Here is a 23,396-nt window from a genome sequence, read left to right on the forward strand (position 1 = left end):
AAAATGTGACTCACACCCCTCGAGTGAATATTGCCGGATGGCGGCGCTTGTGCCTTATCCGGCCTACATGCGCGGGTGCCACTACACGATTTACATCATTACCACGTCAAACTGCTCCTGGTTATAGAGCGGTTCGACTTGTACTTTGACCTGTTTGCCGACAAAGATTTCCACTTCCGCCAGCGCATGCGACTCTTCCCCTTTCAGGGTTTCAGCCACTGCCGGAGATGCGTACACCAGGAAACGATCGGAGTCGTAAGCATGGTGCACGCGGACGATTTCACGCATGATTTCATAGCAGACGGTTTCGACCGTTTTCACCGTGCCACGTCCGTGGCAGGTTGGGCACTCGTTACACAGCACATGCTCCACGCTTTCACGCGTGCGCTTACGCGTCATCTCCACCAGGCCCAGCTGTGAAAAACCGTTAATGCTGGTTTTTACGCGATCCTTACTCAGCGCCTGTTCCAGAGAGTGCAGCACCCGGCGGCGGTGATCTTCATTATTCATGTCGATAAAATCGATAATGATTATGCCGCCCAGATTACGCAGACGCAGCTGACGTGCGATGGCCTGCGTTGCTTCAATATTAGTATTAAAGATAGTGTCATCGAGATTACGATGCCCGACAAATGCACCCGTGTTGATATCTACGGTGGTCATGGCTTCAGTTTGATCGATAATCAAATAACCACCGGATTTCAGCTCAACCTTGCGCTCCAGCGCACGTTGGATTTCATTCTCAACGTCGAAGAGATCGAAAATCGGTTGGCGTCCACTATAGTGTTCCAGCTTGCTGGTCATCTCCGGGATATATTCCGCAGTAAATTCCAACAATGCTTCATAAGTCAGACGGGAATCGACGCGAATTCGGTCTAACTGAGCATCGGCAAAATCACGCAGAACGCGCTGTGCCAGCGCCAATTCACCATACATCTGGTAGCGCGTTTGTGGGCGCTTCTTACGCTCCATGACCTTCGTCCAGACGCGCTTAAGGTAAGCGGCATCAGAGGCAAGGTCTTCTTCACATACGCCTTCAGCCGCCGTGCGAATGATGAATCCGCCCTGCTCGTCGCAGTAATCCGCCACCACCTTTTTCAGGCGTTCGCGTTCGGTTTCGCTCTCGATTCGCTGAGAAACCCCCACGTGCGAGGCGCCAGGCATAAAGACAAGATAACGAGAAGGAAGCGTGATATCCGTCGTCAGGCGTGCGCCCTTCGTGCCCAGAGGATCTTTCACCACCTGTACCATCAGGTCTTGCCCCTGACGCACCAGTTCGGAGATATCGCGCACAGTGAACTGTTTTTGTTCTTCACCCGCTACGCATTCGGTATGCGGCATGATGTCTGATGCGTGAAGAAATGCGGCTTTATCCAGCCCAATATCTACAAAAGCCGCCTGCATACCCGGAAGTACACGACTTACACGACCTTTGTAGATATTGCCTACGATTCCGCGTCGCGCCTCACGTTCAATATGAATTTCCTGCAAAATACCGCCATCAATGTACGCCACCCGCGTTTCCGATGGCGTTACGTTTACCAACAATTCAGCCGTCATGTTTATCCCTTTTCTCACGCAGTGCGTTAAAATTGCTCAGCAACTCATACGTTTCTACCAGCGGTAAGCCGACTACGGCGTGATAGCTGCCATTGATCTTCCTGACAAAACAGCCACCCAACCCTTGAATACCGTATGCACCTGCTTTATCCATAGGCTCACCGCTGGCAACATAGCCGGCGATGTCCTCATCTGTTAGTGCTCTGAATGTCACTTCCGTCACCACCAGACAGTCCAGGCTGTGCTGGCGATCGGCTAATGCGACAGCCGTCATGACCTGATGCGTTTTGCCTGACAGTTTGTGCAGCATCGCGGCTGCATGGTCGGCATCATGTGGCTTTTCCAGCACTTCGCCATTAAGGATAACAATGGTATCCGCCCCCAGCACAGGTAAATCGCGCTCAGCCAGTGCTACGCCCGCTTGCGCTTTTTCACGCGCCAGACGAACAACATACTGCTGGGCGCTTTCCTGCGGGTGCCGCTGCTCCTCAATTCCAGGAACCAGTCGTTCAAATGTTACGCCAAGCTGGGCCAACAGTTCCTGACGGCGTGGGGAACCTGAAGCAAGATACAGAGTATTCATATCAACCTTATTGCACCGCAAACTGCTGGCGGACTTTACGCATCAGTAAGAATAGCCATGGCCAAAGCACACCATTGACTACACTACTCCAGTACACTTCAGGTCTGAAAGAGACGTTGATCACTAAAAACTCGGCCCAGAAAACAATAATATCCACGACCAGTGATAACAACATAACTACCAGCGCCTGCTGCCAGAGCGCGAGGTTACGGAAGAGCTGAAATTTCAGGGCGACCAGATAAGCAATGATACTCATCGACAATGCCCGTACACCAAGCGTAGAGCCGCTAATGAGATCCAGTATGGCACCCACGACAAATCCTGTGCCCACATTTACGCGATGCGGCAGCGCCAGGATCCAGTACAGCAGAATGAGCAACACCCAGTTTGGCCGGAAAACGAGGATCTCGTCCGGCCAGGGCATGACTTGCAGCAGAAATGCAATAAGGAACGAGAGCCAAATGACCCAACGTCCCTGGTGACGGATGCTTGCCACTTACTGCCCCCCCGGCTTACGCGGAGCAGGTTGTGACGGCGTGGTTGTTGCAGGAACCGGCGTGACACCTGTCGCCGGAGCAGGAACTGGCGCAGGCGGCCCCATGGCATCCGGTGCCGGCAGGACTTGCGGCATCATTTGCATCAGACGTTCATTAGCAACACGGTGCACTTCTTCTGGCGTCATCGGGTTAGCGCCATTGCGATCGGCTCCCCACAGCAGCAGCAGATAACGTAAACGCTGTAAACCCGCCGTCGGACGCGCCTGAATCACGGTGTATGCGCGCTGGGTATCCAGCTTCACAGAGGAAACGACACCGACTGGATAGCCTTCAGGGAAACGCCCACCCAGACCGGAGGTAACCAGCACATCGCCAACGCGAATGTCAGTATTAGCCGGCAGGTGTTCGAGCTGTAGATCGTCCGTGCAGCCGTTACCGGCAGCAATCACGCGGATATCGTTACGCAATACCTGGATTGGCAATGCATGCGTCGCGTCACAAATCAGCAGTACGCGGCTGGTCAGTTTTGCCACCGCAACGACCTGGCCCACAACGCCTTTGTCGCTGATGACCGGCTGCCCCTCATAAACGCCGTTAACACTCCCTTTGTCGATCACAACCTGATCGCTGTAAGGATCGTTAACCGTTGAGATGACCTGCGTCACCATTTTTTGTTCGTCCTGGCGCAGCGGCGATCCCAGCAGCTCACGCAAACGCGCGTTCTCCTGTTTATATTGCCCCAGCATCAGCAGTTCACTGTTTTTCAGCAGCAGTTCCTGACGCAACGCCCGGTTTTCAAGTTCGAGTTGGTCACGAGAAGCCAGCGTTTGCGACACGCCGTCGAGTAATTCACGGGGACCATTAGAGATAAAGTAGAAAGGACTGACGGCGGTATCCATGTACGTTCGGATTTGACTAAACGTACCCAGGCGGCTGTCGGCAATAATAACGCCGAGCGCCACCAGCACCGCCAGAATAAGGCGAATCTGTAGCGACGGGCCACGGCTAAAAATTGGCTTCATAGTCTATGCGTATTCTCGCATCAGAGCGGAAGAGCAACCTATGGCTACCCTTCCTGCATCCGATTACTCTTCGCTGAACAAGTCGCCGCCGTGCATATCGATCATTTCCAGTGCTTTACCGCCACCGCGAGCCACACAGGTCAGCGGATCTTCGGCAACAACAACTGGAATACCGGTCTCTTCCATTAACAGACGGTCAAGGTTACGCAGCAGCGCACCGCCGCCGGTCAGGACCATACCGCGTTCTGAGATGTCAGACGCCAGTTCTGGCGGGCACTGTTCCAGTGCAACCATCACCGCGCTTACGATACCGGTCAGGGGTTCCTGCAGCGCTTCCAGGATCTCGTTAGAGTTCAGGGTAAAGCCACGTGGAACACCTTCTGCCAGGTTACGACCGCGAACTTCGATCTCGCGTACTTCGTCACCAGGATAAGCAGAGCCGATTTCGTGCTTAATACGTTCAGCGGTAGCTTCACCGATCAGAGAGCCGTAGTTACGGCGAACATAATTAATGATGGCTTCGTCGAAGCGGTCGCCACCAATACGTACAGAGGAGGAGTAAACTACGCCGTTCAGAGAGATAACGGCGACTTCAGTGGTACCACCACCGATATCGACAACCATTGAGCCGGTTGCTTCAGAAACTGGCAGGCCCGCACCGATCGCTGCCGCCATCGGCTCTTCGATCAGGAACACTTCACGTGCACCTGCACCCTGAGCGGATTCACGGATGGCACGGCGTTCAACCTGAGTTGCTCCAACCGGTACACACACCAGTACACGCGGGCTTGGGCGCATAAAGCTGTTGCTGTGCACTTGTTTGATAAAGTGCTGGAGCATTTTTTCAGTCACGAAGAAGTCAGCGATAACGCCATCTTTCATTGGGCGAATCGCAGCGATATTGCCCGGCGTACGACCCAGCATCTGCTTCGCATCATGACCTACTGCAGCCACGCTTTTCGGCGAACCGGCACGATCCTGACGAATGGCCACAACGGAAGGCTCATTCAATACGATGCCTTGTCCTTTTACATAAATAAGGGTATTCGCGGTACCCAGGTCAATGGACAGGTCATTGGAAAACATGCCACGAAATTTTTTCAACATACTAAGGGATAATCCTGAAAGCTGGGGCGGAAAACAAAATCCGCTTACTTTACCAACCACACGCAGCAGCGACAAGGCGCAAAAATCATCTGCTACGGTGAAAATTAGTGCAGTTCGTTTCCTTTGTTACAAAACCGGCCTGAGTCCATCAGGGCTGAAAAACTCAGCAGCAGTCCTCGCTTTTGTTTGCAACCTGTCAAAGGTCATTCACCTGCATGTTTGCTGTTACAACCTGGCGAGCAGACAAGCACACCCCCAGAAGGCACAGCGCGCGTTATTCTACGTGAAAACAAATTAAACGGCAGGTTAAACCGAGTATCTTTGCGAATATTTTTTCACGTTTGTGTCAAGTGGCTGTGATGCGGCAAAAAAATCACCCTGCCCACCCGCGACTCCACGTTCTGTCAGGGTATGCCACTCGCTGCGCGAACGAACGCCCGTGGCATAAACCTGTGTTGGCGTTCCGGTACACGTCTCTACCAGGCTCTGAACCAGCAACTGATTTTCCGTTCGCTTATCAATGTTTCTCACCAGACTGGGATGAAGCTTCAACAATTCGACATTCAGCTCTTTGATCCAGCTGGTGCTCACCAACGTTAAACCGGCCTGCGTAACGGCGATACGTACGCCAAGCGCATCCATCAATCGGATAACCGGTTGTAATCGGCTGATGTGTTGACAAACATCTGCCTCAGCAAGTTCAATAATTATGCGTTTACGTAGCGATTTTTCGCACTGCATCAGCGTATCTCGCAGCCAACGCTGAAAACGTGGGCGAATGAGCGATTCAACCGTCGTCTGCATCGCCAGATTTTCCTGCGGCCAGTAACCCAACAGCAGAATGAGACGGCTTAACTGCAGACGGTCATACTCTTCCGCCAGACCAAACTGCAACACCATCGGCATATATTCCGCCGAGATGACCTCTTCATTGCCATCGAAAATACGGCACATAAGCTCGCGATGGTGCACCCGCCCTTCACGCGTTACGGCAGGTTTTTGATAAATTCGCGGTCCGCCCCGACTGAGCATCTGCTCAATCAGCGTTCGCCAGCGCACATTGCCCCGACCTTTTTCCGGCAGAGAGTCGTCATACACCGACCAGCTGTTTCCGCCCTGCAATACTGAATTCCGGGTGGCCGCTTCGGCGTGATCCATAACTTGTTCAGTCGATTGACCGCTGCGACAGACACAAATGCCGATATGAACCATATCGGCACGATCGATCATTTTATTAGCCGGAAGCGCATCTACCGCTTTTAATAATTGCCCGGCTATGCTTTCCGCCTCTTTCAATGTGCGGTGTGGCAGTAGGATAGCAAAATCGCTACGGTGGTAGCGCGCCAGCAACGCGCCCGGATAGCGGGTCATAAAAGTCGACAACAAATTGATCAGCGTTGAGATTTGTTCTTCCGCCTGGGTAATGCCCCAGCTCTCGCGTAGCAGCGTAAAGTCCGGCAGACGAACCATCATCACCACACCATGCGAGCCGACTCTTTCCTGATCTTCCAGCAGCGTCGCCAGTTGGTTATCAAAGAACAAGCGGTTGCTCAGCCCCGTTTTTGTATCCTGCGCGACATAGGAGCGAATTAGCGTATCCAGCCTGCTGCGTTGCTCACGAGCATTTTGAATTTCGGTCAGTAGCATGTCGAGCGCACTACTGGTACGCGCTGGCCACTCATAGACCGTTCCCCGCACGTTCGGTCCACGTTCGCCATTCAGAATGCGCGTTGAACGAATCTCCAGCAGTTCCTGACCTGAAAGTTGACGCTGAAGCCAGCGCACCGACAAAAACAGCATCAGGATAATAAAGCCTATCGCCAGCGTGAGTGGCGCGGTAGTCATCAGCGAATGGAAATAGTTGCCCATCGGATCCTGATAAACCATACGCAGCGACATCCCCGGATGCTTAACCAATGGCACGGTGAGATCGCGATAAAGGTTATTCGTCCCCGCCGGGCGATAACTGCTGGTGCGGGAGTGGTCATACACCACGTTTTCGCCCTGTAGCAGCTCGATACGCACGATATCAACCGAAATCATCAATTCATCAATTTGCGGCGTTAAGGACACAACATCCCGGGTGACCAGATGAGTATCGATCGCCGTCGCCACCGCCTGAACTCGGGTGGTGAACTTATATTGAATAGCGTTATAGAAACTCAGCGAGCAACCTATCAGCGTCACGAAAATCGTTAACCCGGTAAGCAGCGTGACAAAGGCTGAAAATTTCGTCGTTAATCGCATCCTTGTGTTAACTCCGACAGTAATGAATCCGGTGTGAAAGTGAAAAAGCGACACGAAAATGCAAAACTGAACGCGAAATCCGTCAATTTACACAAACAATGTGGGCATACTACCAAATCAGGTATATCTGGCAATTTATTGCGCAGAATCGGCATCATGTTTTAATTAGCGAGTATAGTCTTCACAGATAATTTTCCAATCCACTATATGAATTGAGGACAGGTTATGCAGGCTTTGATCTTAGAACAGCAGGACGGAAAAACCCTCGCATCCGTTCAACCCTTCGACGAAAATCAGCTACCTGAAGGCGATGTGACGGTGGATATTCACTGGTCGAGCCTGAACTATAAAGATGCCCTCGCCATCACCGGCAAGGGTAAAATTATCCGCAATTTTCCGATGATTCCTGGTATCGATTTCGCCGGTACCGTACGCACAAGTGAAGATCCTCGTTTTCATGCAGGTCAGGAAGTCTTACTGACTGGATGGGGCGTGGGTGAGAATCATTGGGGTGGGCTGGCCGAACGCGCTCGTGTGAAAGGCGATTGGCTGGTTGCGCTGCCAAAAGGACTGGATGGTCGCAAAGCCATGGTCATTGGCACCGCCGGTTTTACCGCGATGCTGTGCGTCATGGCGCTTGAAGATGCCGGTATCCGCCCGCAAGACGGCGAAATCATCGTCACCGGTGCCAGCGGTGGCGTAGGCAGTACTGCCGTTGCGCTGCTGCACAAACTGGGTTACCAGGTTGCGGCAGTATCGGGCCGCGAAAGCACCCACGATTACCTGAAAAGCCTGGGTGCCAACCGCATTCTGGGTCGTGATGAGTTTGCTGAATCTCGTCCGCTGGAAAAGCAACTGTGGGCAGGCGCCATTGATACCGTTGGCGACAAAGTGCTGGCAAAAGTACTGGCGCAGATGAACTATGGCGGTTGTGTTGCCGCCTGTGGACTGGCTGGCGGTTTTGCGCTACCCACCACGGTAATGCCGTTTATTCTACGCAACGTGCGCTTACAGGGCGTCGATTCCGTGATGACGCCTCCGGCTCGTCGTGCACAGGCCTGGCAACGTCTGGTTAACGACCTGCCAGAGTCGTTCTATACCCAGGCAGCGACAGAAATCACGCTTGCCGATGCACCGAAGTTCGCCGATGCCATCATCAATAACCAGGTGCAGGGCCGCACGCTGGTGAAGGTGAAATAAAACAATTCGCAGATACAAATTTACATTTAATTAACGAAATTTCGCGGCATATCTCCAGACTCCCTGCCATATTAACTACGCGTCCCCTGTCAGTTATGACGCGTAAGCCGGGAGTCTGTTATGAAGAAATTTCGTCTATTTACAGAAGCCGACGTCACTGACGAGTCGGCTTTTTTTATGCAGCGTCGCCAGGTGCTCAAAGCATTAGGGATAAGCGCTGCCGTGTTGTCTTTGCCCTTTTCTGCCGAGGCCGATCTTCTGAGCTGGTTTAAAGGCAATGACCGTCCGCCCGCGCCTGCCGGTAACCCTCTTGATTTCACCAAGCCGGCAGCCTGGCAAAATACGCTTCCTTTAACACCAGAAGATAAAGTTTCTGGCTATAACAACTTCTACGAGTTCGGCCTCGACAAAGCCGATCCTGCAGCCAATGCCGGCAGTCTGAAAACCGATCCCTGGACGCTGAAAATCAGCGGTGAAGTCACTAAACCGTTGACGCTCGATCATGATGACTTAACCACCCGCTTCCCACTGGAAGAACGTATATATCGAATGCGCTGTGTTGAAGCCTGGTCGATGGTCGTACCGTGGATTGGTTTTCCTTTACATAAGCTGTTAGCGCTGGTTGAACCCACCAGCAATGCAAAATATGTCGCGTTCGAAACACGCTACGCTCCCGAAGAGATGCCGGGACAGAAAGATCGCTTTATTGGCGGCGGGTTAAAATATCCTTATGTTGAAGGGCTGCGTCTGGATGAGGCCATGCATCCGCTCACGCTGCTTACCGTGGGCGTGTATGGCAAGGCACTTCCGCCACAAAATGGTGCCCCTATCCGCTTAACGGTGCCATGGAAATACGGGTTTAAAGGCATTAAGTCGATCGTCAGTATTAAACTGACGCGTGAACGCCCGCCAACCACCTGGAATATCGCTGCGCCCGATGAATACGGTTTTTATGCCAATGTGAATCCTCATGTCGATCATCCCCGCTGGTCACAAGCAACTGAACGCTTCATCGGCGCGGGCGGCATACTGGATGTACAGCGCCAGCCCACGTTGCTGTTTAACGGTTATGCAAAGGAAGTTGCTTCCCTGTACCGGGGTCTCGATCTGCGGGAGAATTTTTAAGTGCGCCTGACGGCAAAACAGATTACCTGGCTGAAAGTTTGCCTGCATCTTGCCGGACTTTTACCGTTTCTCTGGCTATTTTGGGCGGTAAATCATGGGGGACTGAGCGCCGATCCGGTCAAAGACATTCAGCACTTTACCGGTCGGACAGCTCTGAAATTCTTACTGGCTACCTTGCTGGTCGCGCCGTTGGCGCGCTACGCTAAACAGCCATTATTGATACGCACTCGCCGCCTGTTAGGGCTATGGTGTTTCGCATGGGCGACGTTACATTTAACCAGCTATGCACTCCTCGAGTTGGGTATTAATAATCTGGCGCTGTTAGGACGGGAATTAATCACGCGACCTTATTTGATGCTGGGCATTGTCAGCTGGGTCATATTATTCGCCCTCACATTAACATCCACGCAGTCGGCGCAGCGAAAGCTGGGTAAAAACTGGCAGTATCTGCACAACTTCGTCTATCTTGTGGCGATCCTGGCACCCATACATTATCTGTGGTCGGTAAAAATTATCTCCCCGCAACCGATTATTTATGCCGCACTTGCAGCGCTACTGTTAGCCTGCCGCTATAAGAAGTTTCGCCAGTGGTGGCGGTAGTTTCACGATATGTGCAGTACGTTGCAAAACACGGACGAACCCATGTTCTTTACATGCCAGCGGTTGATTATCTTCCCTGATAAGACCAGTATTTAGCTGCCAATTGCTACGAAATCGTTATAATGTGCGACCTTGCTATCCCCGGTAGCGTTTTTACAGCGCAGAAAGGGTGACAATCGCATATTGAAGGTATATTTTGTCTTTTACCCGAAAATGGCAGAAGATAGCCGCACAATGACTAACAAGTCTGGCAATCTCACTTAAAGGCAACCGCACCCAGTGCAATGCCTGAGATGCGTGGCATCTTGTCACTCACTGTTATAAAAATGCTATACAGACGGCGCTAAAACGCCTGTCACAATCTCACTAAACAAAGAGTACGGAACCCACTCATGGATATTCGTAAGATTAAAAAACTGATCGAGCTGGTTGAAGAATCAGGCATCTCCGAACTGGAAATTTCTGAAGGCGAAGAGTCTGTACGCATCAGCCGTGCGGCGCCAACTGCAAGTTTTCCAATGATGCAACAGGCTTATGCTGCACCAGTGATGCAGCAGCCGGCTCTGTCTAACGCTGTTGCACAGACTGCTACTCCAAGTATGGAAGCACCGGCAGCAGCGGAAATCAGTGGTCACATCGTACGCTCCCCAATGGTTGGTACGTTCTACCGCACCCCGAGCCCGGATGCGAAAGCATTCATCGAAATCGGCCAGAAAGTGAATGCGGGCGATACCCTGTGCATCGTTGAAGCCATGAAAATGATGAACCAGATCGAAGCCGACAAATCCGGCGTAGTGAAAGCGATTCTGGTAGAAAGCGGTCAACCAGTAGAATTTGACGAGCCGCTGGTCGTCATCGAATAACGAGGCGAACATGTTGGATAAAATTGTCATCGCTAACCGTGGTGAGATTGCCCTGCGTATTCTTCGTGCCTGTAAAGAACTGGGCATCAAGACTGTCGCGGTGCACTCAAGCGCGGATCGCGATTTAAAACACGTATTGCTGGCGGATGAGACGGTCTGTATTGGCCCGGCTCCGTCCGTTAAAAGCTATCTGAACATCCCGGCTATCATTAGCGCCGCTGAAATCACCGGCGCAGTGGCAATCCACCCGGGTTATGGCTTCCTCTCTGAGAACGCCAACTTTGCTGAACAGGTAGAACGCTCTGGTTTTATCTTCATCGGCCCGAAAGCCGACACTATCCGTCTGATGGGTGACAAAGTGTCCGCGATTACTGCGATGAAGAAAGCTGGCGTACCGACCGTTCCAGGCTCTGACGGCCCGCTGGGCGACGACATGGACGCTAACCGCGCGCATGCCAAACGCATCGGCTATCCGGTAATCATCAAAGCCTCCGGCGGCGGCGGCGGTCGCGGTATGCGCGTCGTGCGCAGCGATGCTGAACTGGCGCAATCCATCTCCATGACCAAAGCGGAAGCGAAAGCCGCTTTCAGCAACGACATGGTCTACATGGAGAAATACCTGGAAAACCCACGCCACATCGAAATTCAGGTGCTGGCAGACGGTCAGGGTAACGCGATTTATCTGGCTGAACGTGACTGCTCCATGCAGCGTCGTCACCAGAAAGTCGTCGAAGAAGCACCTGCGCCGGGTATCACCCCGGAACTACGTCGCTATATCGGCGAGCGTTGCGCCAAAGCGTGTGTTGATATCGGCTATCGCGGGGCGGGTACTTTCGAGTTCCTGTTCGAAAACGGCGAGTTCTACTTCATTGAGATGAACACCCGTATTCAGGTTGAACACCCGGTCACTGAGATGATCACTGGCGTTGACCTGATCAAAGAACAGCTGCGTATCGCTGCTGGACAGCCGCTGTCCATCAAGCAGGACGAAGTTGTGGTTAAAGGCCATGCGGTAGAATGCCGTATCAACGCCGAAGACCCGAACACCTTCCTGCCAAGCCCGGGCAAAATCACGCGTTTCCACGCGCCGGGTGGCTTTGGTGTGCGTTGGGAGTCTCATATTTACGCAGGCTACACTGTACCTCCGTACTATGACTCAATGATCGGTAAGCTGATTTGCTACGGTGAAAACCGTGATGTGGCAATCGCCCGTATGAAAAACGCATTGCAGGAACTGATCATCGACGGCATCAAAACCAACGTTGATCTGCAGATCCGCATCATGAATGACGAGCACTTCCAGCACGGTGGAACCAACATCCACTATCTGGAGAAAAAGCTCGGACTTCAGGAAAAGTAAGCACGCGTTAACCGAAAAGGCCGGAAATTCCGGCCTTTTGTTTTTCTCCCCTCCCATACGTGCCATAGGGTACAATCCCCGCTTTCTTTATCCACAAGGGACAAAAAATGGACGCTCGTTTTGTTCAGGCCCATAAAGAGGCGCGCTGGGCGCTGTGGCTGACCCTTTTATATCTTGCCACATGGTTGGTGGCCGCTTACTTACCAGATTCAACGCTGGGTTTTACCGGCTTACCGCACTGGTTCGAAATGGCCTGCCTGCTTACGCCGCTGGTTTTCATAGTACTGTGCTGGGCGATGGTCAAGTTTATCTATCGCGACATTCCGCTGGAGGATGACGATGCAGCTTGAAGTGATTTTGCCGCTGGTTGCCTATCTTCTGGTGGTGTTCGGTCTATCGGTTTACGCCATGAGAAAGCGCACGACCGGCACTTTCCTGAATGAATATTTCCTCGGCAGCCGCTCGATGGGCGGGGTCGTATTGGCCATGACGCTAACCGCAACCTACATTAGCGCAAGCTCCTTTATTGGTGGTCCCGGTGCGGCATACAAATACGGGCTGGGCTGGGTGCTGCTGGCGATGATCCAGCTACCCGCCGTCTGGCTTTCGCTGGGTATTCTCGGTAAGAAATTCGCTATTCTGGCGCGACGCTATAATGCCGTAACCCTCAACGATATGCTGTTTGCCCGCTATCAAAGCCGGTTACTGGTCTGGCTGGCGAGCCTTAGCCTGCTGGTCGCCTTCGTTGGGGCGATGACGGTACAGTTCATCGGCGGCGCACGTTTGCTGGAAACGGCTGCGGGTGTTCCTTACGAAACTGGCCTGCTGATCTTTGGCGTCAGTATTGCGCTCTACACGGCGTTTGGCGGATTCCGCGCCAGCGTACTGAACGACACGATGCAGGGCATGGTGATGCTGATTGGCACGATAGTCCTGCTGGTAGGCGTCGTCCATGCTGCCGGTGGCCTTAGCCATGCGGTTGAAACCCTGCAAACCATCGATCCTAAACTGGTATCACCACAAGGCGCAGATGACATTTTATCACCCACATTTATGACATCGTTCTGGGTGCTGGTGTGCTTTGGCGTGATTGGACTGCCGCATACGGCGGTACGCTGCATCTCCTATAAAGACAGTAAAGCGGTACACCGTGGGATTATCATCGGCACTATCGTGGTGGCAATCCTGATGTTTGGCATGCATCTGGCGGGCGCGTTGGGACGTGCGGTGATCCCTGACCTGACGGTACCGGATCTGGTGATCCCGACTCTGATGGTAAAAGTGTTACCGCCGTTTGCCGCTGGGATCTTCCTGGCCGCGCCGATGGCCGCGATCATGTCAACGATCAATGCCCAATTGCTGCAAAGTTCCGCTACGATCATTAAAGATCTTTATCTGAACATGCGCCCGGAACAACTAAAAAATGAAACGCGTCTGAAGCGCATGTCCGCTGTGATCACCTTGCTGCTGGGCGCGTTACTGCTGCTGGCCGCCTGGAAACCGCCAGAGATGATTATCTGGCTCAACCTGCTGGCGTTTGGCGGGCTGGAAGCGGTCTTCCTGTGGCCGCTGGTGCTGGGCCTGTACTGGGAGCGGGCGAACGCCGCAGGCGCATTGAGCGCCATGATTGTCGGCGGCGTGTTATATGCCGTACTTGCTACCTTTAACGTTCAGTACCTGGGCTTCCATCCAATCGTGCCCTCGTTGCTGATAAGTTTGCTGGCTTTCCTGGTCGGAAACCGTTTCGGTTCTACCGTCCCGCAAGCTGCCATATTGACTACTGATAAATAAAGAGTTTTGCCATGCCATGGATCCAACTGAAACTGAACACAACGGGTGCGAACGCAGAAGAGTTAAGCGATGCACTGATGGAAGCAGGCGCTGTTTCCATCACTTTCCAGGATACGCATGATACGCCGGTGTTCGAGCCTCTGCCGGGCGAAACTCGCCTGTGGGGCGATACCGATGTCATTGGTCTGTTCGATGCCGAAACCGACATGAAAGAAGTGGTTGCGATTCTGGAACAGCATCCGCTTCTGGGCGAAGGCTTCGTGCATAAAATCGAACAGCTTGAAGATAAAGACTGGGAACGCGAATGGATGGACAACTTCCACCCGATGCGCTTTGGTGAACGTCTGTGGATTTGCCCGAGCTGGCGTGATGTCCCGGATGAGAACGCCGTCAACGTGATGCTGGACCCTGGTCTGGCGTTTGGCACAGGCACTCACCCAACGACCTCTCTGTGCCTGCAATGGCTCGATGGTCTCGACCTTAACGGTAAAACGGTTATCGACTTTGGCTGCGGCTCCGGCATCCTGGCAATTGCAGCGCTGAAACTCGGCGCAGCAAAAGCGATTGGTGTCGATATCGATCCGCAGGCCATTCAGGCAAGCCGCGATAACGCCCAGCGTAATGGCGTATCTGACCGCCTGGAACTGTACCTGCCGAAAGACCAGCCAGAAGCGATGAAGGCCGACGTCGTGGTCGCCAACATCCTGGCAGGCCCATTACGTGAACTGGCGCCATTAATCAGCGTCCTGCCCGTTGAAGGCGGTTTGCTGGGGCTTTCCGGGATTCTGGCCAGCCAGGCGGAAAGCGTTTGCGAAGCCTATGCCGATCTCTTTACGCTCGATCCGGTTATCGAGAAAGAAGAGTGGTGCCGCATTACCGGTCAGAAAAAATAATCCTTTCTCGTGGCCTCTCTGTAGGCCACGTTTTCCTTTTTTTTGTACCTCCCCCACCACCGTCGCAATGCCAGAGCAACTCACCTAACTACCATCCAGGCGGGTCTAAAGGCCCCGACCGATGATACTGTGGCCATTGATGGCACACCTGGTACACAAAGATGCGAAAGGCGATGTTGCTGTCTTCGCGGTAATGTTTGATGTCGGCACTGAAAACGCAGAATTGAATACGCTGTGGACCGTGATGCCCGAAAAAGCTGAGCAGAATATCAACGTAACATTGTCGAGCAACCCTCAGAAAACTCTACGATCATGTTCTGAAATGCGAGCATAGTCACACTATGTCACAATAATCTGCTGATTAATTCAGCAGATTATCTTGTCAGATCGCCTGACCTCGAAGAAAAAATGAGAAGTTACGCAAAATTATATGCGTATATAAAATCGACACATTTTTATAATGCAATGATTTATATGATTAATTATTTTCACCCGCTCAGATTTACGGCAATTCATTGATCCACCTCAGTGGATTGGTCAAAGTTTGGCCTTTCATCTCATGCAAAAAATGCGTAATATACGCCGCCTTGCAGTCACAGTATGGTCATTTCTTAACTCATGCGCATCGGACAATACCAGCTCAGAAATCGCCTGATCGCAGCACCTATGGCTGGCATCACTGACAGACCATTCAGGACGCTGTGCTATGAGATGGGAGCAGGATTGACGGTATCCGAGATGATGTCTTCTAACCCGCAGGTTTGGGAAAGCGACAAATCTCGTTTACGTATGGTGCACGTTGATGAGCCAGGAATTCGCACGGTGCAAATCGCCGGTAGCGACCCTGTTGAGATGGCTGATGCCGCACGTATTAACGTGGAAAGCGGCGCCCAGATTATTGATATCAATATGGGGTGTCCGGCTAAAAAAGTGAATCGCAAGCTCGCAGGTTCAGCCCTCTTGCAGTACCCGGATTTAGTGAAATCGATACTAACCGAGGTCGTCAATGCAGTGGACGTTCCTGTCACACTCAAGATTCGCACCGGCTGGGCTCCGGAACACCGTAACTGCGTAGAGATTGCCCAACTGGCTGAAGACTGTGGCATTCAGGCTCTGACCATTCATGGACGCACCCGCGCCTGTTTGTTCAATGGAGATGCTGAGTACGACAGTATTCGGGCAGTTAAGCAGAAAGTTTCCATTCCGATTATCGCGAATGGCGACATTACTGACCCGCATAAAGCCAGAGCTGTACTCGACTATACGGGGGCGGATGCCCTGATGATAGGACGTGCAGCTCAGGGAAGACCCTGGATCTTTCGGGAAATCCAGCATTATCTGGACACTGGGGAGCTGCTGCCCCCGCTGCCTCTGGCAGAGGTGAAGCGCTTGCTTTGTGCGCATGTTCGGGAATTGCACGACTTTTATGGTCAGGCAAAAGGGTACCGAATTGCGCGTAAACACGTATCCTGGTATCTCCAGGAACACGCTCCGGATGACCAGTTTCGGCGCACATTCAACGCCATTGAAGATTCCAGCGAACAGCTGGCGGCGTTGGAGGCATACTTCGAAAATTTTGCGTAAACAGAAATAAAGAGCTGACAGAACTATGTTCGAACAACGCGTAAATTCTGACGTACTGACCGTTTCTACCGTTAACTCTCAGGATCAGGTAACTCAAAAACCCCTGCGTGACTCGGTTAAACAGGCACTGAAGAACTATTTTGCTCAATTGAATGGTCAGGATGTTAACGATCTCTATGAGCTGGTACTGGCTGAAGTAGAACAGCCCCTGTTGGACATGGTGATGCAATACACCCGCGGTAACCAGACCCGTGCTGCCCTGATGATGGGCATCAACCGTGGTACGCTGCGTAAAAAACTGAAAAAATACGGCATGAACTGATACTAATCAGCGAAATGTTTGTTTTAAAAGGCGCTACTCGGCATGGGGAAGCGCCTTTTTTATTCGCGTCACACGGGGGCTTTGGTGATGAAAGCAAGATGTGAACCTGTTTACTTTGGTGATGAATCCAAAAAGATAATCCAGGGTGATGCGCTGACTGAACTGAAAAAACTGCCGTCTGAAAGCATCGATCTGATCTTTGCCGACCCACCTTATAACATCGGGAAAGACTTTGACGGGTTGGTAGAATCCTGGGACGAAGAGAGCTTTCTGGCCTCGCTGTTCGAGTGCATTGATGAATGCCATCGAATATTAAAGCCACAAGGCACCATGTACATCATGAACAGTACGGAGAACATGCCGTACATCGATCTCAAATGCCGACAGCTTTTTACCATCAAAAGCCGTATTGTGTGGGCCTATGATAGCTCAGGAGTACAGGCCAAAAAGTACTTTGGCTCCATGTATGAACCGATCCTGATGATGGTCAAAGACCCCAAAAGCTATACATTTAACCGTGATGATATTTTGGTTGAAGCGAAAACCGGGGCGAAACGCGCGCTGATCGATTACAGAAAGAACCCACCTCAGCCCTACAACCAGAAAAAAGTACCCGGTAATGTCTGGGAGTTTCCACGCGTTCGCTACCTGATGGATGAATACGAAAACCACCCGACCCAAAAACCTAAAGCCCTGCTGGAACGCATCATTTTGGCCTCCTCGAACCCAAACGACTGGGTGTTAGATCCGTTCGCGGGTAGCTTCACTACCGGGGCAACGGCAGTGGATTTAGGGCGCCAGTTTATTGGTATTGAAATCAATAATGAATACGTAAAAATGGGACTACGGCGACTGCGTATTAGCTCCCATTTCTCAGAGAATGAGCTTGCAAAGGTGAAAAAGCGCAAGACGAAAAACCTGTCTAAAAAGAATCGATTACCGGAAAAGAGCGGTGGGATTTCAGCAAAGTAAAAGCATTGTAAGTCTGCTTTTCAGCTTTTAGATTTCGTGTATATTCCCTGCACGCTTGGGCATGAATACACAGGATTTGGTAATGATTCGCAAGTATTGGTGGCTGGTTGTTTTTGCTGTCTTTGTTTTTCTTTTTGATGCACTACTCATTCAGTGGATAGAGTTGATGACAACAGAGCACGACAAGTGCCGAAATATGAACTCAGTGAATCCCCTCAAGCTGGTCAATTGCGTCGACCTCGAATAGTGCGCCCGGTGCTTACCGTTTTGTAACTGCCGTCAGTCCATGGCGGCAGAAACTAGCCAGCCTGATCCTCACCCTGAATCAATTGCAGCATGCAACCATCAGGGCTTAACATTTTTAATACATTATCGACTAATACAGGTGCTTGTTGGTAGAGATCATAACTCGCTGGATTCATTAACCAGTTTTTTATTATTCCGCTAAAACTGCCATGCAAAATAATGATGATAACGTCTAAATCAAGGCTGGTAGCGATCAAATTGTTAACCGCACACTGCTGCAAAGACTCACGAATACTTTGGTGACTCAGTCCTATTTTATCGCGAATCGCCTGCTCTGATATCATATCGTTATGAAATTCACATTTATGATATAAAATTTGCATTAATGCCTGCTGACGGGGATTCTCAGCAATATATTGCAAACCGACAACTAATTTCTCACGCAACCGCTGTAAAGGATTATCTCCCCAACGACCAATGAGTTTTTCCTGAATAAGGTTGCGGAGAGGAGGTTGTTGTAACCATAGCTCATTAAACAGCTGGGTCTTATTTTCAAAATGCCAGTAAAGTGCCCCCCGCGTCACGTTGGCGGCGTCCGCAATGTCGTTTAGCGTTGTATTGCCTACGCCACGCGCGGCAAACTGCGCTATCGCTGTTTCAATCAGGAGCTGGCGCGTTTTGAGGGCATCAGCTTTCGTTTTTCTGGCCATAGTTCCGAATGCCTAAGACAGAGTAGAGAATGATTAACTTTCTTATTTAATATTTACTATACGGAATAAATGTATCACCTGGCGATTGTTTAAACGAGTTCTAAACTATTTCATTTTGCTGATTACACACAAATAATCAAAACAAATAAACAACGCCAACACATTCACCAATCAGATAATCATTTCAATATGTATTTATACGCATCATAACATTGCGATTAACGACATAATAAGTCAGTAGCTGATTACTCTTTTTTGTTTTTACGTGCCGTGCATCGCCCCCATAAATAAGTATTACTTACATCGCAAGCTAATAATTTGTAGGATAGCCAACTATTATTTTTTGTGCACGTTATCTCCCTCGCCTCACCCGGTAAATAACGAGCTTTCGGTTTTTTAAGGAATAGTAATGACGAAAAATGCCAGGTTCTCACTCCTGCCCTCATTCATCATCATCTCCGCTGCATTACTCGCCGGTTGTAACGATCAGGGGGATACACAAGCTCATCCTGCCGAGCCACAGGTTACTGTCCATGTCGTTGAGTCGGCCCCTTTAGCCGTAACAACTGAACTGCCGGGACGAACGACCTCATTCCGTATTGCGGAAGTCCGCCCTCAGGTCAGCGGGATTGTACTTAAACGGAATTTCACCGAAGGGAGTGATGTTGAAGCAGGACAATCGCTCTATCAGATCGACCCCGCAACCTACCAGGCAGACTATGACAGCGCCAAAGGTGAGCTGGCGAAGAGTGAAGCGGCTGCTGCAATTGCGCATTTAACCGTGAAACGCTACATCCCGCTGGTCGGCACAAAGTACATCAGCCAACAAGAGTACGATCAGGCCATTGCTGATGCGCGTCAGGCAGATGCTTCTGTTACTGCAGCAAAAGCAGCCGTTGAAAGCGCTCGCATTAATCTTGCCTACACCAAAGTCACATCGCCAATTAGCGGGCGTATCGGTAAATCCAACGTCACTGAAGGGGCGCTGGTCACCAATGGTCAGGCAACAGAGTTAGCTACCGTTCAGCAACTTGATCCTATTTATGTCGATGTCACGCAGTCCAGCAACGACTTTATGCGCCTCAAGCAATCCATTGAACAAGGTAGCCTGCATAAAGACAGCACCAGCAGCGCTGTTGAACTGGTGATGGAAAATGGCCAGGCCTACCCGCTGAAAGGCTCTTTGCAATTTTCTGACGTTACGGTTGATGAAAGCACCGGCTCCATCACCCTCAGAGCCGTGTTCCCTAACCCGCAGCACACCCTGTTACCAGGCATGTTTGTTCGCGCGCGTATCGATGAAGGTGTACAGCCCAATGCCATTCTCGTTCCACAACAGGGTGTAACGCGTACTCCGCGTGGTGATGCCACAGTGATGGTCGTTAACGACAAGAGCCTGGTTGAGCCTCGTGCCGTTGTCGCCGCGCAAGCTATTGGCGACAAATGGCTGATTAGCGACGGTTTAAAACCCGGCGATAAAGTCATCGTGAGCGGCTTACAGAAAGCACGCCCTGGCGTGCAGGTTAAAGCCACTACCGATGCCCCGGCAGCAGCTGCGGCGCAATAAGGTAAGCGGACATGGCAAACTTTTTTATTAGGCGACCTATCTTTGCCTGGGTGCTGGCCATTATTCTAATGATGGCGGGTGCTTTGGCGATCATGCAACTGCCCGTGGCGCAGTACCCTACCATCGCGCCCCCTGCCGTAGCGATTTCCGCAACCTACCCTGGTGCGGATGCACAGACGGTTCAGGACACAGTAACGCAGGTTATCGAACAGAACATGAACGGTATCGATAACCTGATGTATATGTCCTCCACCAGCGATTCAGCCGGGAGTGTGACCATCACACTGACGTTCCAGTCTGGGACCGACCCCGATATCGCGCAGGTCCAGGTGCAAAATAAGTTGCAGCTCGCCACACCGCTTCTGCCGCAGGAAGTCCAGCAGCAAGGTATCAGTGTTGAGAAATCGAGTAGCAGCTTTTTGATGGTTGCGGGTTTTGTTTCTGACAATCCGCAAACTACACAGGATGACATCTCCGATTACGTTGCCTCTAACGTTAAAGACACCATCAGTCGTCTGAACGGCGTTGGCGACGTGCAGCTGTTTGGTGCTCAGTACGCCATGCGCATCTGGCTGGATGCAAACTTGCTGAACAAGTACAAACTCACACCAGTCGATGTCATTAATCAGTTAAAAGTACAGAACGATCAGATAGCCGCAGGTCAGTTAGGTGGTACGCCGGCATTGCCTAATCAGCAGCTTAATGCCTCGATCATTGCGCAAACACGCCTTAAAGATCCAGCAGAGTTCGGCAAAGTCACCTTACGGGTGAACAGTGATGGCTCTGTTGTTCATCTGAAAGATGTCGCACGTATTGAGCTGGGCGGTGAAAACTATAATGTTGTTGCTCGCATTAACGGTAAACCAGCATCCGGTCTCGGTATTAAACTGGCCACCGGCGCAAACGCACTGGATACCGCTAACGCCATCAAAGCCAAGTTGGTTGAACTGCAACCGTTCTTCCCGCAGGGAATGAAGGTCGTCTATCCGTACGACACGACGCCGTTTGTTACGATCTCTATTCACGAAGTGGTAAAAACGCTTTTTGAAGCGATCGTGCTGGTCTTCCTGGTCATGTATTTGTTCCTGCAAAACATCCGGGCAACGCTCATTCCGACCATCGCTGTCCCCGTCGTATTGTTGGGAACATTTGCCGTCCTTGCCGCGTTTGGCTACTCGATAAATACCCTAACGATGTTCGGGATGGTGCTCGCCATCGGCTTGTTGGTTGATGACGCGATAGTCGTGGTGGAAAACGTTGAACGTGTGATGATGGAAGATAATCTCCCGCCGAAAGAGGCGACAGAAAAATCCATGTCACAAATTCAGGGAGCCCTGGTCGGTATCGCCATGGTGCTGTCTGCGGTATTTATCCCAATGGCCTTCTTTGGCGGTTCCACTGGGGCAATTTACCGACAGTTCTCAATCACGATTGTTTCTGCAATGGCGCTTTCGGTGCTGGTCGCCTTGATTCTGACGCCGGCACTGTGTGCAACATTACTGAAGCCCGTCTCTGCCGATCATCACGAGAAAAAAAGCGGCTTCTTTGGTTGGTTTAACGCCAAATTTGACCACAGCGTCAACCATTACACCAATAGCGTCAGTGGGATCATTCGCAAAACGGGGCGTTACCTGGTGGTGTATCTGGTCATTGTGATTGGGATGGCTGTACTCTTCATGCGGCTTCCAACCTCTTTCTTGCCAGAGGAAGATCAGGGCGTATTCCTGACAATGATTCAGCTCCCGGCAGGTGCAACTCAAGAACGCACTCAGAAAGTGCTGGATCAGGTCACTCACTACTACCTGAACAATGAAAAAGCGAATGTCGAGAGCGTCTTTACGGTTAACGGCTTTAGCTTCAGCGGTCAGGGACAAAACTCAGGGATGGCGTTCGTCAGCCTCAAACCCTGGGAAGAACGTAGCGGTAGCGAGAATAACGTTGAATCCGTTATTGCCCGCGCAACCCGGGCATTTAGTCAGATTCGCGATGGTTTAGTGTTCCCGTTCAACATGCCAGCCATTGTTGAGCTGGGTACGGCAACCGGTTTTGACTTTGAACTGATTGACCAGGGCGGGCTGGGACATGCCGCACTAACCCAAGCACGTAACCAGCTGCTGGGCATGGTTGCAAAACACCCTGACCTGCTGGTGCGCGTACGCCCTAACGGTCTTGAGGATACCGCGCAATTCAAGCTGGATGTCGATCAGGAAAAAGCACAAGCACTGGGTGTTTCATTATCTGATATCAACGAAACCATCTCTGCCGCCTTGGGGGGCTATTACGTCAATGACTTCATTGACCGTGGCCGCGTGAAAAAAGTGTACGTCCAGGCAGATGCTAAATTCCGTATGTTGCCGGAGGACATCAATAATCTGTATGTCCGCAGCGCCAATGGCGAAATGGTGCCATTTTCTACATTCAGTTCAGCACATTGGATTTACGGCTCGCCACGATTGGAACGTTACAATGGTATGCCATCAATGGAATTGCTGGGAGAAGCTGCGCCAGGCAGGAGTACCGGTGAGGCAATGGCCTTGATGGAAAGCCTTGCGGAAAAACTACCAAATGGTATCGGTCATGACTGGACGGGAATGTCCTATCAGGAACGACTGTCAGGCAACCAGGCTCCGGCGCTGTATGCCATCTCGCTGATCGTCGTCTTCCTTTGCCTTGCGGCATTGTATGAGAGCTGGTCGATTCCATTCTCTGTCATGCTTGTTGTACCGCTCGGTGTTGTTGGAGCATTGCTGGCAGCGTCACTTCGCGGGATGAATAACGACGTGTACTTCCAGGTGGGACTGCTAACGACCATCGGACTCTCTGCCAAAAACGCCATCCTGATCGTCGAATTTGCCAAAGACCTGATGGACAAAGAAGGCAAAGGGTTGATCGAAGCCACTCTCGAGGCTTCCCGCATGCGTCTTCGCCCTATCCTGATGACATCCCTGGCGTTTATTCTCGGGGTTATGCCTCTGGTTATCAGCCACGGTGCAGGTAGCGGTGCGCAGAATGCTGTTGGTACTGGTGTTATGGGAGGGATGCTCACTGCAACATTGTTAGCGATCTTCTTCGTTCCCGTCTTCTTCGTTGTCGTTAAACGGCGTTTTAGCCGGCACCACGATTAATTTGTAAAATAAAGGCGTCCAT

The 23,396-nt window shown here is 51.4% G+C and carries 21 protein-coding genes; 14 read left to right on the forward strand and 7 right to left on the reverse strand.

All coding sequences use genetic code 11. The annotated features are described in order from the left end of the window. Positions 1–90: 90 nt before the first annotated feature. From rng to csrD, 6 genes are all read right to left on the reverse strand, one after another. On the reverse strand, positions 91–1,560 hold the full coding sequence (gene rng / locus RYZ59_RS15980) for a ribonuclease G (RefSeq protein WP_003828822.1): 1,470 nt from the start codon (positions 1,558–1,560) through the stop codon (positions 91–93). After that, positions 1,550–2,143 (reverse strand): Maf family protein, encoded by a 594-nt coding sequence (locus tag RYZ59_RS15985; RefSeq protein ID WP_137382459.1) that lies wholly within the window; start codon positions 2,141–2,143, stop codon positions 1,550–1,552. The genes rng and RYZ59_RS15985 overlap by 11 nt, the downstream gene beginning before the upstream one ends. A 7-nt stretch (positions 2,144–2,150) precedes the next feature. Then, entirely contained in the window at positions 2,151–2,639 is a 489-nt protein-coding gene (gene mreD, locus RYZ59_RS15990) for a rod shape-determining protein MreD (RefSeq protein ID WP_318049220.1), read from the reverse strand. Continuing rightward, positions 2,640–3,662 (reverse strand): rod shape-determining protein MreC, encoded by a 1,023-nt coding sequence (gene mreC, locus RYZ59_RS15995; RefSeq protein ID WP_040234170.1) that lies wholly within the window; start codon positions 3,660–3,662, stop codon positions 2,640–2,642. Between the two features lie 63 nt (positions 3,663–3,725). Next, on the reverse strand, positions 3,726–4,769 hold the full coding sequence (gene mreB / locus RYZ59_RS16000) for a rod shape-determining protein MreB (protein WP_000913396.1): 1,044 nt from the start codon (positions 4,767–4,769) through the stop codon (positions 3,726–3,728). A 306-nt stretch (positions 4,770–5,075) separates the two neighbouring features. Then, on the reverse strand, positions 5,076–7,016 hold the full coding sequence (gene csrD / locus RYZ59_RS16005; protein WP_318049218.1) for an RNase E specificity factor CsrD: 1,941 nt from the start codon (positions 7,014–7,016) through the stop codon (positions 5,076–5,078). 225 nt (positions 7,017–7,241) lie between these two features. On the opposite strand from csrD, the gene RYZ59_RS16010 reads away from it, so the two are divergent. The 12 genes from RYZ59_RS16010 (at position 7,242) to RYZ59_RS16065 (ending at position 17,973) form a co-directional block, all read left to right on the forward strand. Further along, positions 7,242–8,216: an MDR family oxidoreductase gene (locus tag RYZ59_RS16010; protein ID WP_318049217.1), complete on the forward strand. Its 975-nt coding sequence runs from the start codon at positions 7,242–7,244 to the stop codon at positions 8,214–8,216. A gap of 120 nt (positions 8,217–8,336) precedes the next feature. Beyond that, complete coding sequence (gene msrP, locus RYZ59_RS16015; protein ID WP_318049216.1) at positions 8,337–9,341, forward strand: protein-methionine-sulfoxide reductase catalytic subunit MsrP; 1,005 nt, start codon at positions 8,337–8,339, stop codon at positions 9,339–9,341. After that, positions 9,342–9,941 (forward strand): protein-methionine-sulfoxide reductase heme-binding subunit MsrQ, encoded by a 600-nt coding sequence (gene msrQ / locus RYZ59_RS16020; RefSeq protein ID WP_137382464.1) that lies wholly within the window; start codon positions 9,342–9,344, stop codon positions 9,939–9,941. A 392-nt stretch (positions 9,942–10,333) separates the two neighbouring features. Continuing rightward, positions 10,334–10,804 carry an acetyl-CoA carboxylase biotin carboxyl carrier protein gene (gene accB / locus RYZ59_RS16025; protein WP_318049214.1) on the forward strand — a complete coding sequence of 157 codons (471 nt, stop codon included), beginning with the start codon at positions 10,334–10,336 and terminating at the stop codon, positions 10,802–10,804. A 10-nt stretch (positions 10,805–10,814) separates the two neighbouring features. Beyond that, complete coding sequence (accC, locus tag RYZ59_RS16030) at positions 10,815–12,164, forward strand: acetyl-CoA carboxylase biotin carboxylase subunit (protein ID WP_137382465.1); 1,350 nt, start codon at positions 10,815–10,817, stop codon at positions 12,162–12,164. Between the two features lie 107 nt (positions 12,165–12,271). Further along, positions 12,272–12,514: a YhdT family protein gene (locus RYZ59_RS16035; RefSeq protein ID WP_016154721.1), complete on the forward strand. Its 243-nt coding sequence runs from the start codon at positions 12,272–12,274 to the stop codon at positions 12,512–12,514. Next, positions 12,504–13,955, forward strand: a complete 1,452-nt coding sequence (panF, locus tag RYZ59_RS16040) for a sodium/pantothenate symporter (RefSeq protein WP_318049212.1) — start codon at positions 12,504–12,506, stop codon at positions 13,953–13,955. Before RYZ59_RS16035 ends, panF begins: the two co-directional genes overlap by 11 nt. A gap of 11 nt (positions 13,956–13,966) precedes the next feature. Next, positions 13,967–14,848, forward strand: coding sequence for a 50S ribosomal protein L11 methyltransferase (gene prmA / locus RYZ59_RS16045; protein WP_318049211.1), 882 nt, complete (start codon positions 13,967–13,969; stop codon positions 14,846–14,848). A gap of 618 nt (positions 14,849–15,466) precedes the next feature. After that, complete coding sequence (gene dusB / locus RYZ59_RS16050; protein ID WP_003025224.1) at positions 15,467–16,432, forward strand: tRNA dihydrouridine synthase DusB; 966 nt, start codon at positions 15,467–15,469, stop codon at positions 16,430–16,432. A 25-nt stretch (positions 16,433–16,457) separates the two neighbouring features. Further along, positions 16,458–16,754, forward strand: coding sequence for a DNA-binding transcriptional regulator Fis (fis, locus tag RYZ59_RS16055; protein WP_000462905.1), 297 nt, complete (start codon positions 16,458–16,460; stop codon positions 16,752–16,754). 87 nt (positions 16,755–16,841) lie between these two features. Next, a complete protein-coding gene (yhdJ, locus tag RYZ59_RS16060; RefSeq protein ID WP_318049370.1) occupies positions 16,842–17,726 on the forward strand; it encodes an adenine-specific DNA-methyltransferase in 885 nt (294 codons plus the stop codon). An 82-nt stretch (positions 17,727–17,808) separates the two neighbouring features. Further along, positions 17,809–17,973, forward strand: coding sequence for a DUF2556 family protein (locus RYZ59_RS16065; RefSeq protein ID WP_003025279.1), 165 nt, complete (start codon positions 17,809–17,811; stop codon positions 17,971–17,973). A gap of 52 nt (positions 17,974–18,025) precedes the next feature. On the opposite strand, the gene envR is transcribed toward RYZ59_RS16065, so the two are convergent. Beyond that, positions 18,026–18,682 (reverse strand): acrEF/envCD operon transcriptional regulator, encoded by a 657-nt coding sequence (envR, locus tag RYZ59_RS16070; protein ID WP_318049210.1) that lies wholly within the window; start codon positions 18,680–18,682, stop codon positions 18,026–18,028. A 409-nt stretch (positions 18,683–19,091) separates the two neighbouring features. Here envR and RYZ59_RS16075 point away from each other — a divergent pair, with 409 nt between their 5' ends. Next, positions 19,092–20,249: an efflux RND transporter periplasmic adaptor subunit gene (locus tag RYZ59_RS16075; RefSeq protein ID WP_318049209.1), complete on the forward strand. Its 1,158-nt coding sequence runs from the start codon at positions 19,092–19,094 to the stop codon at positions 20,247–20,249. A gap of 11 nt (positions 20,250–20,260) precedes the next feature. Next, a complete protein-coding gene (locus RYZ59_RS16080) occupies positions 20,261–23,374 on the forward strand; it encodes an efflux RND transporter permease subunit (RefSeq protein WP_318049208.1) in 3,114 nt (1,037 codons plus the stop codon). Positions 23,375–23,396: the final 22 nt, after the last annotated feature.

The organism is Citrobacter sp. HN-141, from assembly GCF_033341895.1.
GTDB lineage: Bacteria > Pseudomonadota > Gammaproteobacteria > Enterobacterales > Enterobacteriaceae > Citrobacter.